The following is an 18,235-nucleotide window of genomic DNA, read 5'->3' as shown; positions in this document are numbered from 1 at the left end:
GTTTAATATAGTAATTTAACTAACAATTTCATCAAAAATTCATATTCTCCAAAATATAGGAATAATAATTAAATTTTTGATGAAAATTTAAGTAATAAACACCAATAAAAGGATAATTTTGACTATTTACTGATAACGATAGTCTGAACAGGGGAATACTAAGCCATAGAAACAAAATTATAAATATAGGTTGCAATGTCAATAGTACTAGATACACTATATGCGTTTCCTGGCTATAGGATAACTGAGCAAATTTACTCAGGTAGTAAAACCCTAGTTTATCGGGGTATTAGAGAGCAAGACCAAAAATCAGTAGTTCTCAAATTGATGCGGAGTGAATATCCTACATTCGCGGAAATTGCCCAATTTCGCAATCAATATATCATCACTAAAAACCTCGATATACCTGGTATCATCAAACCTTATAGTTTAGATAATTACCGCAATAGTTACATCTTAGTGATGGAAGATTTTGGTGGTATTTCCCTACAAAAATGGCGACTGGAAGCCAAGGATCAAAAAGAGAATAAAATTTCTGTAGATGAGTTTTTTGATATTGCTATTAAAATTGCTTCTATTCTTGAAGGACTGCACCGCGATCGCATTATTCACAAAGATATTAAACCTGCCAATATCCTGATTAATCCAACTACAGGTGAGATAAAAATCATCGACTTTAGTATTGCCACACTTTTACCAAGAGAAAGCCAATGTCTGATTAACCCCAACGTTTTAGAAGGTACTCTTGCTTATATTTCTCCAGAACAAACTGGTAGGATGAACCGGGGTATTGACTACCGCACTGATTTTTATTCTCTGGGTGTAACCTTTTTTGAACTCCTTACCGGACAAGTACCTTTCATAAGTAAAGATCCGATGGAGTTAGTTTACTCTCATATTGCTAAACAACCGCTAAAAGCTAGCCAGCTAAATTCCAATATTCCAGCAATTTTGTCTGAGATTATCAGCAAACTGATGGCCAAAAATGCTGAGGAACGCTATCAAAGCGTATCGGGGTTAAAGCATGATTTGGAAGTGTGCCAAAAGCAATGGCAAGAAATAGGAAAGATTGCAACTTTTAAACTAGCTAGCCGCGACATCTCAGACCGTTTTGTAATTCCCGAAAAACTCTATGGCCGGCAAAATGAAGTTGCAACCCTACTTGCTGCTTTTGAGCGAGTTGCTAACCCCCTTGGCTGTTCCGTTAGATCCTATCCTCCGGTTTCTGGGTTGGCGCAGTCTCTCATGGAAAAGGAGTATCAGTTAACAGAATCCCTTTCTTTAAGCCAGGAAATCCCTGCTACCTGTCAAAGGGGAATTAGGGGAGTAGAAATGATATTAGTCGCAGGTTTCTCAGGCATTGGCAAAACTGCTGTAGTTAACGAAGTTCACAAACCCATCCTGCGTCAGCGGAGTTACTTTATCAAAGGAAAATTCGATCAGTTTCAACGTGATATTCCTTTATCGGGGTTAGTGCAAGCTTTTCGAGACTTAATCGGACAACTGCTCTCAGAAACTGATGCCCAAATTCAACAATGGAAAGCCAAGATTCTCCGAGAATTAGGCACACAAACTCAGGTAATTATTGACGTAATTCCTGAACTCGAACAGATTGTTGGTCAGCAACCTTTAGTTACAGAACTTTTTGGCAGTGCCGCCCAAAATCGTTTTAATTTATTATTCCAGAAATTCATTCAAATTTTCACGACAAAGGAGCGTCCCCTTGTTATCTTTCTCGATGATTTACAATGGGCGGATACAGCTTCTTTAAAATTAATTCAGTTATTAATGTGTGAAAATAGCTTGTCTGATATCTCAGAAGATACAGAAAAAATAGCTGAAGTCAAAAGAGGTTTATTATTAATTGGTTCTTATCGAGATAATGAAATTTCAAAAGCACATCCACTTTATTTAACACTCCAAGAGATTGAACAAGCGGGAGCAAACATTAGTACTATTAATTTATTACCTTTAAATCAGGGAGATTTAAATCATTTAATTGCTGATACTCTTCATTGTCCAGAATTAGTTGCTGTTCCTTTGACTCAGATGGTGTTTGCCAAAACTAAAGGTAACCCATTCTTTTCTATTCAATTTCTCAAATCTTTATACGAAGAAGGATTAATTTTATTAAATTTAGAGCTTGGTTATTGGCAATACGATATCGCTAAAATCAAAGAATTAGCTCTTACGGATGATGTAGTACAATTTATAGCCATTCAAATAGAAAAACTGCCAATCAATACCCAAAAAGTCTTAAAGCTTGCTGCTTGTATTGGCAATCAATTTGATTTAAAAAGTTTAGCGATCGTCCATGAAAAATCTGTAGTAGATACAGCATCAGATTTGTGGCAAGCTTTACTGGATGGACTCATTTTACCACAGACAGAAATTTACAATATTTTTCCGGCAGATAATACTAATCAAGACTTAATTATTCAGGGTATAGAATCTACACAAATTACAAGTACTAATTTGCAAATACCTAAATATAAATTTGTACACGACCGCGTACAACAAGCTGCTTATTCTTTAATTCCCGAAGAACAAAAAAAGCCAATTCACTTAAAAATTGGGCTACTGTTGTTGAGCAATATTCCAATCGCAGAACAAGAAGAAAGAATTTTTGAGCTTGTTAATCAACTGAATATTGCAGTGGAATTTATCTCTCATCAAGGCAAGCGAGATGAACTCGCCCACATGAACTTAATTGCTGGACGTAAAGCTTTAGCATCAACAGCTTATGCAACTGCACTTAAATATTTAACTATCGGTATCCAGCTACTAGCACCTGATAGTTGGGAAACAAAACATCATCTCACCCTAGCCTTATATGAAACTGCCACAGAGGCAGCATATTTAGCCGGTAACTTTGAACAGATGGAGCAATTTGCAGAGGTGGTGTTGCTACGTAAACCACTGCTGGAAAAAATAAAAGTTTATCAAGTCAAAATTCAAGCTTACGGAGCGCAGAATCAAGGACTGGAGGCCATAAATACCGCACTTACATTTTTGAAGCTTTTGGGAGTGGAATTTCCCGAACATCCACGGAAGTCTGATATTCAATTAGCAATGGCAGAATTAACATCAAATCTCAACGGCAGGCGTATTCAGGATTTAATCGAACTGCCGGAAATGATAGATGCTCAGCAAATAGCAGTTATGCATATTCTATCGACTATAACTGCAATTAGTTATTTAGTGACGCCGGAACTGTTTCCACTGATTTATATCAAACAAATCAACTTATCTCTAAAATATGGCAATAGTTCCTTGTCTGCTTTTGCTTATGTCAATTATGGGTTAGTACTCACTGGCGTAGTGGGAGATATTGAGTCTGCCTATGAATTTGGTCAATTAGGTGTGAATTTAGTAGAAAAATTGAATGCTAAAGAAGTCAAAACCAAAATAATTCTTGCATTTAATACAGCTATTAGACATTGGAAGGAACATACTAAGCAAATACTAAAACCTTTACTGGAGAGTTACTATTCTGGAATAGAAACAGGAGATTTAGAATATGCAGCCTATTGTCTTAATGCTTATTCCTATTCTTCATATTTTATTGGTAGAGAATTGACAGAGCTAGAAAGGGAAATGGCAGCTTATAGTAATGCCATCGCTCAAATAAAACAAGAAACAGTATTTAATTGGATTAGTATCCACAGACAAAGTGTTTTAAATTTACTAGGTAATGTAGAAAATCCTTGTTGTTTAATTGGTGAAGCTTACAACGAAGAAAAGATGTTACCGCTTTATCGAGAAGCTAATGATGTAATGGGTATTTTCTATTTTTATGTCAGCAAATTACATCTTTGTTACTTATTTGAGAAATACCCTTTAGCCTTAGAGAATGCTATCCTAGCAGAAAAATATTTAGATGGCGGAAGAGGACAATTAGTTACTCCTCTTTTGTATTTTTATGATTCACTAATACGACTAGCCTTATATGCCAATGTATCTGTTTTAGAGCAACAATCTATTATGGATAAGGTTCGATTGAATCAAGATAAAATGCAGCAGTGGACACATCATGCTCCGATGAATTATTTACATAAATATTATCTTGTAGAGGCTGAACGGTGTCGCATTGGTGGTGAATATCTCGAAGCAATCGAATTTTACGATCGCGCTATTTCTCTGGCTAAAGAAAATGAATATCTACATGAAGAAGCTCTCGCTCAAGAAGTCACTGCTAAATTCTATCTAGAATGGGGCAAACATAAAATTGCCCAAAGTTACCTTACAGACGCTTACTATAGTTATGTTCGCTGGGGAGCCGTAGCAAAAGTTGACGATTTGGTAAAACGCTATCCTTTATTACTCGCTCCTGTATTCCAGCAAGAAAAGCTCAAACTAAATATCTATTCCAGCCAAGAAAGTACTTCTTTGAAGAACATATCTTTATCGAGTTTGAGTAATCAACAAACTATGATTGGATCAAAGACAAGTATTTCTGATTCTTTGGATTTAGCTACATTTATTAAAGCATCTCAAGCACTTTCTGGGGAAATTGAGCTTGAACGACTGCTTTCTAGTTTAATGGAAGTCGTCATCGAAAATGCTGGAGCTTCTAAATGTGCTTTGATTTTAAGTGAAGATGATAGCTTAGAATTAATTGTCACGGCAGTTTGTTCGATTTCCAATTTTGAAAACAGCTATACAGAATTTCCATCAATTTCTTTAGAATCAAGCTACGATGTTCCGATTACTTTAATTAACTACGTTAAACGTTCTAGGGAAATCTTGGTTATCGATGATGCAATGGCTGTTTCCTTTTTGGCAGCCGATAGCTATATTATCTGTGAAGAACCCAAGAGTTTACTGTCTATACCAATTATCAATCAAGGACAATTAATTGGGATTATTTATCTAGAAAATAATTTAACTACTGGAGCATTTACACGCGATCGCGTAGAAGTTCTGAAACTACTCACTACCCAAGCAGCAATATCTCTTAAGAATGCCATCCTCTACAAAAATTTAACACAAGCCAAACAAAGTTTAGAGAAATACAACCATACTCTAGAGCAAAAAGTTAAAGAAAGAACGCAGGAATTAAACGATAAAAATGAAAGATTACAACAGGCCATACAGGAATTAAAACGCGCCCAAATTCAATTAATTCAAAGTGAAAAAATGTCTTCATTAGGGCAAATGGTAGCGGGAATTGCCCATGAAATTAATAACCCCATTAACTTTATTCACGGAAATATTGCTCATGCTAGCGAGTATGTACGCCATTTGCTAGAGTTGGTAACTGTTTATCAACAAGAATATCCTGATTCTTCACCTGCCATTGAGGATAAATCTGAGGAAATTGACATAGATTTTCTAGCAAAAGACTTGCCAAAAATTTTAGATTCCATGAAGGTTGGCAGTTCGCGTATCCGCACTATTGTTTTAGGCTTACGCAACTTTTCACGCCTTGATGAATATGAAATGAAGCCTGTAGATATTCACGAAGGAATAGATAATACCTTGATGATTTTGCAGCATCGACTTAAGGAGAAGAATGATTATCCGGAAATTGAAGTCATCAAAGAATACGGAAATCTACCAGAAGTAACTTGCTATGCAGGTCAGCTGAATCAGGTATTTATGAATATCTTAAGTAATGCCATCGATGCTTTAGAAGAATTATCTGTAAATGAGCAACAAATAAATCTTAATGGAGATTTGGGAGTATCAAAAGCTCAACAACAAATCAAAAATCATTCTCCAAAAATTCGCATCTCTACTCAACTAACAAATTCCAATACAGTGGTAATTCGCATTGCCGATAACGGTTCTGGTATCACAGAAGCCCTGCGTCAGAAAATTTTTGACCCATTTTTTACCACTAAGTCAGTGGGAAGTGGTACAGGTTTAGGATTGTCCATTAGCTATCAAATTATTGTGGACAAACACAAAGGTAATTTAACTTGTAATTCCACAATAGGAGAAGGCACAGAGTTCGTGATTGAGATACCAATGCAACAAGGTTAAGTTTATCCTACTCTGGATGGGATTTGATGTTGGGTGTTGACGGTTGACGGTTAACAGCTTAAAAAGCAGTATTGTGTGAGTTTGGTAAAAAGTCGGGAGTCGTGACCTACTCCCTACTCCCGAATCCCCCCAAAAGCCCAAGCCAAGGGTATTGTGTTCTAAGATACAGAGATAGCTGTTATTTTCGTCAAAGACTCTTGACACACTCGGTGTCCTGTCATAACCATCTTGACTCCACAAGAAGGCGCAAGAGTAAAGCCTTTACGTTGGGGTCGCTCTCTTTGACCATCGACTAGCGCTAGTTGATAGTTTGACAACACTGTTGCTAATACTAGTTTCATTTGAAACACAGCTAAAGCTTCACCAATACAACGACGCACACCAGCCCCAAAGGGCAGAAATTCATAGGGAGAAAATTGTCGTTCTAAAAAGCGCTCTGGTTGAAATTCCTGTGCTTTGGGGTATAAATCTTCACGTTGATGGGTGAGATAAATACTCGGAAGTGTCACAGTACCAGGTTCTAAAGGATGTCCCAAGAGTTCAATAGGTTCTTGCACTACTCTAGGGAAAGAGAACATAACAACAGGGTGAATTCTCAAGGTTTCATTACAAACAGCTGTCAGATATGGTAGACGGTAAATACTCATGGGATCTGGGGAATCACCGAGAGTGTCTAGTTCTTGGAGTAGTTTTTCACGAACTAAAGGTTTTTGGTGAATCCAATACAATCCCCAAGCGATCGCTGATGCTGTAGTTTCGTATCCAGCAAGCATTAAAGTCATCAACTGATCGCGTAACTCTTTATCCGTCATCGATTGACCGGTGTCATCCTGCGCTAACACCAGCATAGATAAGATATCTGCGCGTTCTGGATTCAGTTGCTGTCTACGTTCGGCAATTTCAGCATAGAGCAATTTATCAACTTGCTGGCGATCGCGTAGAAATTTTCCCCAAGGACTCCAAGCTCCCAAATCCTTTTGCAAAAATGAGAAAAAGAATAAACTAGAGGTTATTGGCGATCGAGTCAAATCCAACAATTCGGGTAATAAATATTTCAGTTCTTGGAATTTTTCTCCCTCATTCAACCCCAAGACAACCTGTAATATTACCTGTAGGGTTATCTCTTGTGTGAAATTACGAGCTAAGAAGTGCTGATTGACCAGTAACTGACTAAAAACCTTTGTAGATAAGTTACAGATTTGTTCACCATAAGCTCGCATTCGCTCCCCATGAAAAGCAGGCATTACAAGTTGTCGTTTTTGTTTGTGAGGAATACCCTCTTTGAAGAAAAGCGAAGCTTCTCCCAGTAAAGGAGCTACAATTCTATTTGCTTCACCAGTAGCAACAAACTTCTTTCTGTCATTAGTGAGAATTTCCTGGATTGCCTGGGGATGGATCGCGAATACCACAGTATCGCCAAAACCAACTATCCTACCAGTGAAAATATCAGGATATTGCTGAGCCGCTTTTTCCATATAGCCGACAGGATCGGTAATCCATTGCAGCTTTTGTAGCAGCGAAGGAGTTTTAATCAGATTAGGTAATGTCATTTAATTTTTGATCGGGTTGAGTCTCGCTCAAGAATTTAACACTTCATAATTTTGTGTTAGTTCCAGCCTTTCGATACTTTGATAGCGACTTGTCTGGGAATACCAGTCATGATTGCTGCGTATCCAAGCGTGCATTCCTGATATGTATTTTGCAAGTTCAGCATCTACTTCTTCTCCAAATGTGGGAAGAGACGCCTCTAAATCCATCATTGTTTGTATGGCATTATTATGCATTTCTACTACACGATAAATTGCCTGATTTATCGGAATTTGCTGTTGATAGTGCAGTACCAATACTAAATTATGAACATCACCACTCAACATTTCTCTAGATACAGAAAAGATATCATTACAACAGGCAATGATATGTCCTGTAAGAAATTGCAATTTGAGAATTATTTCATGTTTTCGTATAAAGTCCGGAATCGTTAAATTATGGCAAAATTCAGTCAAAGTTAGAAAAGCATCAACACCTATACTTGATTTACGCGTCATGATATATGTATCCACATCTGGTACGATTCCCTTGGCGCGGATTGCTGCTTCCTCAGTACATGCCTCTAACCATTCCTGAAAGCTAGTGATGAAATGATGGAACCATGTTACACTCGTTTTTGCAAGAATCCTTTCTCTGAGGTTACTTAAAGCAAGAACAAGGGCTGTATCTTCGCTTGTAACGGCTGCCCCATTTAAGATTTCTAAATATCTCTGATTATGGAGCTTTAAAATGTCAGGTTTTTTTCCTAAATCTGATAAATCACATTGATCGTCCCAAAGAAAAACCCAACTTAACCAATCATTTGCAATCTTAATTTCTTCAATATCGCTGTCAGGATAGGCAGATGCAGCTAATAAAAAGAAATTAGACTTACAAAACCGCTTATAAGTTGATTCATTGGCCAAGAGGTTGAAGCGAACCACCCATTCAATACCAAACTCTTGTAAAACATCAACATGCCGATTAACTTTGAGTGGAAATGGGCAGTGTAAACCAGGAAAAAGTAATTCTTCCATAAAAAATTCCTGAGCTAACTAAATTTAATCGATAAGCATCTCAGACTTACGCAACAAACCTCGCAAACTCTTATTTTTCAGTGTTCTCTATCTTGAAAAGTGATGATGGTTGCGAATCTCCACTCATACTTTTCGCTGCGTTCTCTGTGGTTATATTTTCTATGATTTCTGCGTAAGTCCTGACATCAATGAGAACGCAACTAAGGCAATAGCTATTTTTTAGCTATGGCGTAGTTTTGTGAAAAAATTCACGATAGTTCCAAGTTTTCCCAAGTATGAACTTGATACTTACTCCGCTGATAGCGGTAAATATGATGTATTTGAATATTTCACAAGTTACTTGGCCATTGTTGTTTTTTTCTGAAAAAAAAATAACCGTAATTATCTGTATTTATATTTTTTTGATAAAAATTATTACGTTGTTGTCTGCATCATCATAAATACTGTTGACGAACAAAAAAATTTCCAATATGGCATGAAAAATATTTTTGTTAGCTAGCGCTCGTTCTTTAAAAAACAAGAGTAATAATGACCAATTGTAGAAAAAACGAGATTTTGGTGGTATATCCATATGTGGCGATCGCCCTAGTGCAATCTCAATTTTTGATGTCAGAATGTTGCTGTTATTAGAGTTTTTGGGAACTATAGTATTGTTACACTGTAAATTTCTCAGTCAGTTAAGCAAATGAGATAGCTTGCTTGCGATCGCATTCGACAAGTAATAAGGAGTTAAATTAATTTAAATACATGAGCTATAAACCAGAAATAAATATATCTAATGTCTCGGAAGAGATTTTGATTTTAGTAGTAGATGATACTACTACTAATTTACAAATCGTCTTTCAAATATTAACTGATGCAGGCTTTAAAGTGGTAACAGAAGTTAATGGAGAAAAGGCACTTAAACAAGTTGAATATAGACTACCTGATTTAATTTTATTAGATGTAATGATGCCAAAAATCGATGGTTTTGAAACATGTAAAAAGCTGAAGCAAAATGCTGAAACTTGCGATATACCTGTAATCTTTATGACAGGAAATTCAGATACAGATAGTAAAATTAAAGGTCTAAATATTGGTGCAGTGGATTACATTACAAAACCTTTTCATGAAGAAGAATTACTAGCTAGAATTAAAACTCATTTGCAATTACGAAATCTAACAAAAACTTTAGAAAACCGAGTTGCAGAAAGAACAGCAGCGTTGTCTAAAGCATTAAAAGATTTACAAGAATCACAAATTCAGCTTGTACAGACAGAAAAAATGTCTGCACTTGGTCAGTTAGTTGCGGGGGTTGCTCATGAAATTAATAATCCAGTTGGTTTTATTCATGGTAATCTCGGTCACGCTTCGGTATATTTCCAAGCAATGACTAAGCTAATTGAGCTATATCAACAGCATTATCCTCATCCAGTTGCAGAAATTCAAGAAGAAATTGCAGGGATGGATTTACAGCATATACTTTTTGATTTACCTCAATTAATTTCTTCCATGAAAGAAGGTGTTCAAAGGATTCGTAACATCAGTACCAGCTTGCGAAACTTTTCGAGAGCAGACAGCGATCGCCAAGTTTATTGCAACATTCATGATGGTATTGATAGTACAATTATGATCCTCAAACATCGTTTAAAAGCATCAGAGTGTCGCCCCAATATTGAAGTTATCAAAAATTATGGTAATTTACCAGATTTAGAGTGCTTTAGCGGACAATTAAATCAGGTATTTATGAATATATTAGCTAATGCGATTGATGCTTTAGAAGAATCTAATTTAGGGCGTGGCTATATTGAAATTGAAACCAATCCCAACAAAATTTTGATTGAAACTAGCCTCACAGAAGATAATTATGTCTTAATTCGCATTAAAGATAATGGTGTGGGCATGTCCCCTGAAGTCCAACAAAAAATCTTTGACCATTTATTCACCACCAAACCTGTAGGTCAAGGTACAGGATTAGGACTATCTATTGCTCGTCAAATTGTTGTGGAAAAACATAAAGGAACTCTGGAAGTAAATTCAGCACCAGGTCAAGGTTCTGAATTTATTATTAAGCTGCCAATTTAAATATTTCACAACTATTATCTTGTACGGAAATAATTATTTATATATCAATCAATGTTATGTTCAAAGCAGTAGTAGGTCACAGTAACGATCCAGATTCTCTATCAGCAGTTGAGGACGTTATTCAACAATGTATCACTTCTTTGGCAGGAGATATTCCCCAAGCTGGAATTCTTTTTGCTGCAATTGACTTTGAGCATTCCCTAATTTTGCAGCAAATTCATCAAGTTTTTAGCGGGATTGAATTAATTGGTGGAACAACAGATGGTGAAATTTCTTCAGTTTTAGAATTTCAGCAAGACTCAATTACTTTAATGTTGTTTTGCTCAGACGAAGTAGAAATTTATGCTGGAGTTGGACGCCACATTTCAGCCGATACAATTACTGCAACCAAACAAGCTGTAGAACAAGCCAAAGCAAAAACTACAACAGCACCAAGCCTATGTTTAACTCATCCAGAGAGTCTCACAACTAGTGGTGTTTCTATATTAAATGGCTTAAAACTAGCTCTTGGTCAAAATGTACCAATCTTTGGCGGTTTAGCAGCTGACCAGTCAAAATATCAAAATACATACCAATTTTTTCAAACAGAAGTTTTAAGTGATTCTGTACCAATTCTACTTTTTTGCGGCAAAATATTGTTTTCTCATGGTATTGCAAGTGGTTGGCATCCCATTGGTCAAATCAGCAAAGTAACTAAAGTAGATAAGAATATTCTCTATGAAATAGATGGTAAACCAGCCTTGGATTTTTATCATCATTATCTAGGGTTGCTTCCTCCTTCAATGGAATATCCCCTAGCAGTATTTGAGCAAGATACAGACAAGTTTTATATTAGAGCGCCCATTGCTTATGAGCCAGAATCTGGCAGCATCACGTTTTTTGCAGATATTCCTGACCAAGCAATGATTCAAATTTCTGAAGCAGGTTATGAAGATATTCTTGCAGCTTCTAAAGCATCATTTATGAATGCTTTAAATCATTATCCAGGTAAAGAACCAAGTGCTGTTTTATTTTTTTCATGTGTAGCTCGTAGGCAAATACTTGGTACTAGGGCACAAGAAGAGTACGAAAATACCAAAATTTGTCTGGACAATTATTTACCTATCTGTGGATTTTATTCTAATGGAGAGATTGCTCCTATAGACCTCATGAATCAAACGCAATTTCACAATGAAACTTTTGTAACTTTAATTTTGGGAGTTCAGTAAAATTTGATGGAAAGTTTTGATTGTGAAAAAGAAATTCAACAACTCAGAAAAACCAATAGAATCATCAAAAAACAGTTGGAGAGGTCTGAGGCAGACCGCATGAGATTAGAAGATATCAATAAAAAGAAAGAATCTTTACTCAAACAAGTAATTTATGAATTACAAGAATATCAAAATAAATTAGAAGAAAGAAGTCAAGAACTAGAACTGATGGTTTTTAATCTTCAGATGATGGAAAATAAAATGTCCACATTAGGAAGTCTAGTTGCAGATGTCGCCCACGAAATTAACAATCCCATTGGATTTATAGCAGGTAATTTAACTCCGATTCAAGAGTATATTGATAAGTTATTGTCTCTGTTAGATATCTATCAGCAAACTTATTCTCAAGCATCTGAGGAAATTCAAGAAAAAAGCAACTCCATTGACCTGGAATTTATTCGTGAGGACTTGCCTCAACTCATTTCTTCCATCAAAGAAGGTACAGATCGGATTTCCAATCTCAGCAAGAGCTTACGAACTTTCTCTAGAGCAGACACAGAACAAAAAATTCTCTTTAACATTCACGAAGGTATTAATAGTACTCTCGTTATTCTCAAACATCGTTTGCAAGCAAATAAAAATCGCCCTGCTATTCAAGTAATTAAAGATTATGGTGAATTTTCATTAGTAGAATGCTTTCCTGGGCAACTCAATCAGGTATTTATGAATTTATTAGCAAATGCTATTGATGCTTTAGAAGAGTCTAATTCTGGATTGACTTTTGATGAAATTAAGGGCAATCCCAATCAAATTACAATTCATACTGCCCTAACTGAAGATAAAAATCATGTTTTGATTCGGATTAAAGATAATGGAGTCGGAATATCAACTGAAATAAAAGAAAAAATTTTTAACCATTTATTTACAACTAAAACGGTGGGTAAAGGAACAGGATTAGGATTATCAATTGCCCATCAAATCATTGTGCAAAAACACAAGGGAACTTTGGAAGTAAATTCTGTGTTGGGAGAAGGATCGGAATTTATAATCACCATCCCACTTTATTAAGATAGTTAAATCTTTTCTAATAATGTTAAGACTTACACAAGCACTATTTTGTCATGACCATCGTGACGTAGTACAGAAAAGCGATCCCAGAGGGCGATCGCTCGTTCTCATGATGTGACAAAATAGAAAATCTTGAGAGCATACTGTCTCAATTTTATTAAAAAATAGTTTACATAAATTTTCCTTTGGATAATAGAAGCGTATCAATATCGGCTTATACGAAATTCAACAATTAACACAAATTAAAGCTCTTGATTTCAGTTACTTGAGAGTTATTTTTGGGAACTCTAAAACTGTAGTTCTAAACTTGTGTTTTGAAAGTTTATGTCAACTTCCTTTAATCATTCAATAAGTAGCCTGAATCTCCCATTAGAACGCGATCTATTTTTACGTACATTAATCAGAGAATTATCTGGTACATTACAGGATGTAGTTGGCTTAGAAGAGGCTTCTGGATTTATTAGTGTAGTTGGTGAAAGGATGGGTAGTCAGATTAACCAAGATTATAAATCTGCTTTAGAAGTCTCACATCTTTCCCAAAAGCAAGTAGCTGATGTCTTAGTTGATTTAAAAAAACGCATTCAAGGTGATTTTTATATTATTGAACAGGATGATGAAAAAATTGTTTTTGGTAACCGCGTTTGTCCATTTGGGGACAAAGTTGTTAATCGTCCTGCTATGTGTATGATGACTTCAAATGTCTTTGGAACCATCGCAGCGAATAATCTAGGATATGCGAAAGTGCAATTGCAAAATACTATAGCACAGGGAGATTCTGGGTGCAGAGTTATCGTTTATTTAAAACTTACCCCAGAGGCGGAAGAGGTAGAAGGTAGAGAATACTTTAGAGGGGTAGAATCTATGTAAACTCTTGGCTACTAAATTAATTCCACCATACTAGCTCTGGTGTAGAGCGGTAAAGTTTAGTCCAAGTTTAAATTGCAAGCCCATGACTCCTGAACAATTTATTGAACTTGCCATAGTTTTACCAGAACCTTTACTTTTAGTAACTAATGAAGGTCAAGTTTTAGCTACCAATCAAGCAGTAGCAGATATGCTGAAATTACGCCGTCAGGAACTCCAAGGGAAAATGCTCTTTGATTTGGTAACTGAGCCTGCTAGCGATATTATCAAGTATTTACAAGCTTGTTCCACTAGTAGAGCCATGATTTTAGGTTCTTTAACTTTAAATAGAAATGATGGGCAAACATTAAGGTGTCGTACTCAAGGAGCAGTTATCCAACCTTGGTCTCCTGAATCTTCAGCTTTAATTCTTTTGCGCTTGGAAAATAGAAATGTAGCCAGCAATAATTTCCTTCTTCTCAACCAAAAAATCGATCAGTTAGCAAAAGAAGTTCAAAAACGCAAACAAGCGGAGTTAGAACTCCAAAAAGCAAATGAAGAACTAGAAATTCGGGTTGAAGAACGTACAACTGCTTTACAAGAAACACTAAAGGAACTACAACTCACCCAAACTCAGCTAATCCAAGCTGAAAAAATGTCTAGTTTAGGTCAGATGGTGGCTGGTATTGCTCACGAAGTTAATAACCCCGTGAGTTTTATTTATGGCAACCTTCATCATGCCTATAAATACACTCAAGATTTACTCAAATTAGTGGAAATTTATCAAACAATTTGTCAAAATCCGCCTCTAGAAATTCAACAACAAATAGAAGAAATAGACTTAAATTTCCTCATTGAAGATATAACTAAACTCTTCAATTCTATGACGGTGGGGACACAGCGCATTCAAGATATTGTTAAATCATTAAGAAGTTTTTCTAGACTTGATGAAGCTGAACTAAAGCAAGTTAATATTCATGAGGGAATTGATAGTACTTTAATGATTTTGGATCATCGGCTGCAAGCTAAAGATGAGTGTCCAGAAATCAAAGTCGTTAAAAAATATGGGCAACTACCCAATGTCACTTGCTACCCCGGTCAACTCAATCAAGTATTTATGAATATCTTGGTGAATGCCATTGATGCTTTGGAAAAGTCGGCACTCAATGGTCGGTGGTCAGCAGTCAATTCACAAACAACTGACAATCCCCAAATTCAAATTATTACTGAAGTAATCGATAAAAACTCGATAATGGTTACTATTGCTGATAATGGTTTGGGAATCGACGAACAAGTTAGCTCAAAGCTATTTGACCCATTTTTTACTACTAAGCCTGTGGGTCAAGGCACTGGGCTGGGTTTATTTATCAGTTATCAGATTATCGTGGAAAAACATGGCGGCAAACTTAGCTGTTTTTCTACTCCCGGTAAAGGTGCAGAATTTGTTATTAAAATACCTATTTGTTCATAGAATTTGAGATTTTGGATTGATAATGTAGTTCTATGGTAGGCAATAGGCAATAGGCTTTAAAGTATCTTGGTATATGGATTTCAGGGTAAGCTTATTTCCTAAAATATACTTCAATTGCGATAAATCTTGGCTCAGTAAATCGAATTTAAAAAACGCCTGTTTGCTAATTAACAAACAGGCGCTTCTTTGGTAGCACAGAGTTTTATTCAGATGCAGAAGATTAAATCTTAGCAGTCGAATCAACTACGTGTTGAGACTGACTTACTGAATCTAAGTTTGGCACAATTGGTGGATTTTGTCCTTGTACAGTGCTATTGACTGTTGCTTGCAAAATTGCACTATGGGTGATGGAATGGTTAACCAATGTAAATAATGGATTTGACAAAATCCCGGCAATGGAAGTGGCGATTAAAGTAACCACTAAGCCGACTTGCAAAGGTCTAAATCCAGGCAGATTCCAACTTACTGGGGGATAATTTTTCACGGCGTCGGACATTTCATGGGGTTCTTTGACCACCATCATCTTGACTACGCGAATGTAGTAGTAGATGGAGACAACGCTAGTAACTAAACCCAGCAAGACTAAACCGTAAAGACCTGCTTGCCAACCAGCCCAAAACAAGTAAATCTTGCCAAAAAACCCAGCCAATGGTGGAATACCGCCCAAGGAAAGTAGGGAGATACTCAAGCCCAATGTTAGAAGTGGGTCTTTTTGATATAGTCCAGAATATTCGGCAATTTGGTCGGTTCCCGTCCGCAAGGAGAACAGAATGATGCAGGTAAAACCGCACAGGTTCATGAATAGGTAAACCAGGAGGTAAAAGATCATACTGGCGTACCCTGCCTGTGTGCTAGCGATTAAGCCAATCATCACAAAGCCGGCTTGGGCAATGGATGAATAAGCTAGCATCCGTTTCATGCTGGTTTGGGCTAGGGCGACTACGTTACCCAAAATCATGCTGAGAACGGCCAGAGCAGTGAAGACAAACTTCCACTCTTCTACAACCAGTGGAAAGGCTGTTGTCAGCAAGCGGATAGCTAAAGCAAATCCAGCTGCTTTGGAACCTACGGATAAAAAGGCGATTACCGGGGTGGGAGCGCCTTCGTAAACGTCTGGCGTCCACTGGTGGAAGGGTGCGGCGGAGATTTTAAAGCCAATACCTGCGATTACAAACACCAGAGCAATGACTAAACCTAAAGATTGACCAGCCTTAGCTGTGGCAATGCCAGTGGCGATCGCACTTAGTTCAGTTTGTCCACCTGATAACCCATACAGCAATGATACTCCGTACAAAAATACTGCTGTACTGGAAGCTCCAATTAACAAGTATTTCAGCGCCGCTTCGTTCGAGCGGGGGTCACGCTTGGTATATCCTGTTAGCAAGTAAGAGGAAATACTCAGGGTTTCTAGGGAGATAAAAATCATGACTAACTCACTAGCCCCGGATAAAAACATCCCTCCAAGGGTAGCAGTCAGCAAAATAGCGATGAATTCTGCTAAAGCGGTGCCACTCTGCTCAATGTAGCGAATTGACATCAGTATAGTAAAAGCGGCAGACAACGCGATGATACCGCGAAAGACGATACTCAGGTTGTCACTGTTAAAGCCGCCGCTAAAAGAGATGGGATTGGAAGCATCCCATTGCAAAGACAGGGCGATAATCGAAGCTAATAAACCCGCGATCGCTAGATATCCAATCGAACGCGAGGATGTACGCCCCAAAATCAAATCAACAATCAAAACCCCCAAGAGGGTGAGAATCACAATTCCCTCTGGTAAGATCGTTCCAGCATTTAACTGGGATGCAAGATTAGCAAAATCCATGAGATGTATAGGTTTTGGCGATTAGACATTAAGGCTAACTCTGTTCATTCTATCTATTGTTCTTTACCAAAATTGCATTAAAATTTCTCTCTTAAGCTAAAATTCCCCCTTGGATGCAAGTAGCTCCAACAAAGAGTAACAGCTTGTTGCTAGACAAATTACTATGCTGACCATCGAATTAAATTATGTTGAAGAGTATTAGATTGCTAATTTACATTCAACATTGATGTTTCAAACAAATAAGCAGTTCAGGCTCTTCTGAACTGCTTACTTACAATTTTTGTAGCTTCAGTTATCTACTAAACTGCTAATTTTGGTGTAGTTTTTGCTTGGCGTAGGCGTAGCCCGTCGTAGACATAGCTAATAAAGCTTTTGCCTTTGTCAATCGTCTCAAAACTTAATACCCTCGTGAGTATCCACTGTTATTATTTTTTTGCCAACCACCACCGCCAGAGCGAGTAGCTTTCTCCTCTCGTGGTCTTGCTTTGTTAACTTTCATTACACGACCCATCCATTCGGCACCATCTAAAGCCTGAATAGCAGCGTCTTCTGCGGCTGATGATTCCATTTCCACAAAACCAAAGCCCCGTGCGCGTCCTGTTTCCCTGTCTGTGGGTAATTGAACGCGTGTAACGGCACCATATTCGGAAAATACCTTACTAAGGTCATCTTGTGTGACGCTGTAGGATAGGTTCCCTACGTAGATTGACATGAAACTCTCCAGAATCCATTGATGCAGAGATGTTTATCCGGAGAGCCGCTTGCAATTATTACTAAAAACAAGATTCGTATCGCCGAACTTAACTTCTCCAAAATTATCCTACCATAACTTTCCATTTGGCCAAGCCCAAATTCGTGCATCTGTCCTCATGTATGGTACAATCCATCGGTTTTGCCTATACTTATGATTGATGTTTTTTTAGGTTAGCGTTCAATTTCAGAATCAGGTTTTTCTCTTATTTTATCAAGCAAATTGCTTCACAGGCTGATTTTATTGTAGTCAAATCGTAAGGCATGAATAAATTAGATGTTAAATCTGAATATTTCTTCAATTTGCTACAAAGAATTAAAGAAAGGCCGGGTATGTATTTAGGTAAACGTTCAATTACTCGTTTACATATGCTATTAGATGGATATGGTATGGCAAGAATGGAACTTGGCTTAGAAGATGTTTGAAAAGTCATGATTGATGTATCAAATATTTTTACCCCACCCTAACCCT

Annotated in this window: 11 protein-coding genes; 7 read left to right on the top strand and 4 right to left on the bottom strand. The window is 37.0% G+C overall.

Annotation, left to right across the window (positions count from 1 at the left end):
* Positions 1 to 195 precede the first annotated feature (195 nt).
* Positions 196 to 5,988 (top strand): protein kinase domain-containing protein, encoded by a 5,793-nt coding sequence (locus tag GNE10_RS18195; protein ID WP_260446923.1) that lies wholly within the window; start codon positions 196 to 198, stop codon positions 5,986 to 5,988.
* A gap of 158 nt (positions 5,989 to 6,146) precedes the next feature.
* On the opposite strand, the gene GNE10_RS18190 is transcribed toward GNE10_RS18195, so the two are convergent.
* Positions 6,147 to 7,538: a cytochrome P450 gene (locus tag GNE10_RS18190; protein WP_185566390.1), complete on the bottom strand. Its 1,392-nt coding sequence runs from the start codon at positions 7,536 to 7,538 to the stop codon at positions 6,147 to 6,149.
* A 27-nt stretch (positions 7,539 to 7,565) separates the two neighbouring features.
* Positions 7,566 to 8,552 carry a terpene synthase family protein gene (locus GNE10_RS18185; RefSeq protein ID WP_185566389.1) on the bottom strand — a complete coding sequence of 329 codons (987 nt, stop codon included), beginning with the start codon at positions 8,550 to 8,552 and terminating at the stop codon, positions 7,566 to 7,568.
* Between the two features lie 747 nt (positions 8,553 to 9,299).
* Here GNE10_RS18185 and GNE10_RS18180 point away from each other — a divergent pair.
* The 5 genes from GNE10_RS18180 (at position 9,300) to GNE10_RS18160 (ending at position 15,188) form a co-directional block, all read left to right on the top strand.
* Positions 9,300 to 10,616, top strand: a complete 1,317-nt coding sequence (locus GNE10_RS18180; protein WP_185566388.1) for a response regulator — start codon at positions 9,300 to 9,302, stop codon at positions 10,614 to 10,616.
* A 56-nt stretch (positions 10,617 to 10,672) separates the two neighbouring features.
* A complete protein-coding gene (locus tag GNE10_RS18175; RefSeq protein WP_185566387.1) occupies positions 10,673 to 11,824 on the top strand; it encodes an FIST signal transduction protein in 1,152 nt (383 codons plus the stop codon).
* Positions 11,825 to 11,830: 6 nt separating this feature from the next.
* Complete coding sequence (locus GNE10_RS18170; RefSeq protein ID WP_185566386.1) at positions 11,831 to 12,874, top strand: sensor histidine kinase; 1,044 nt, start codon at positions 11,831 to 11,833, stop codon at positions 12,872 to 12,874.
* 324 nt (positions 12,875 to 13,198) lie between these two features.
* Positions 13,199 to 13,741 carry a methanogen output domain 1-containing protein gene (locus GNE10_RS18165; RefSeq protein ID WP_185566385.1) on the top strand — a complete coding sequence of 181 codons (543 nt, stop codon included), beginning with the start codon at positions 13,199 to 13,201 and terminating at the stop codon, positions 13,739 to 13,741.
* Positions 13,742 to 13,823: 82 nt separating this feature from the next.
* Positions 13,824 to 15,188: an ATP-binding protein gene (locus tag GNE10_RS18160; RefSeq protein ID WP_185566384.1), complete on the top strand. Its 1,365-nt coding sequence runs from the start codon at positions 13,824 to 13,826 to the stop codon at positions 15,186 to 15,188.
* Between the two features lie 220 nt (positions 15,189 to 15,408).
* Here GNE10_RS18160 and GNE10_RS18155 read toward each other — a convergent pair whose 3' ends face one another.
* Positions 15,409 to 17,013, bottom strand: coding sequence for an NAD(P)H-quinone oxidoreductase subunit N (locus tag GNE10_RS18155; protein WP_185566383.1), 1,605 nt, complete (start codon positions 17,011 to 17,013; stop codon positions 15,409 to 15,411).
* A 397-nt stretch (positions 17,014 to 17,410) separates the two neighbouring features.
* Positions 17,411 to 17,725, bottom strand: a complete 315-nt coding sequence (locus GNE10_RS18150; RefSeq protein ID WP_096535928.1) for an RNA-binding protein — start codon at positions 17,723 to 17,725, stop codon at positions 17,411 to 17,413.
* Positions 17,726 to 18,027: 302 nt separating this feature from the next.
* Between GNE10_RS18150 and GNE10_RS18145 the strand changes: the two genes are divergently transcribed.
* A complete protein-coding gene (locus GNE10_RS18145) occupies positions 18,028 to 18,189 on the top strand; it encodes a hypothetical protein (RefSeq protein ID WP_185566391.1) in 162 nt (53 codons plus the stop codon).
* Positions 18,190 to 18,235: the final 46 nt, after the last annotated feature.

This window comes from Nostoc sp. 2RC, from assembly GCF_014222165.1.
In the GTDB taxonomy this organism is placed as follows: Bacteria; Cyanobacteriota; Cyanobacteriia; order Cyanobacteriales; family Nostocaceae; genus Nostoc; species Nostoc linckia.
This window is presented reverse-complemented; position numbering and strand designations above follow the sequence as displayed.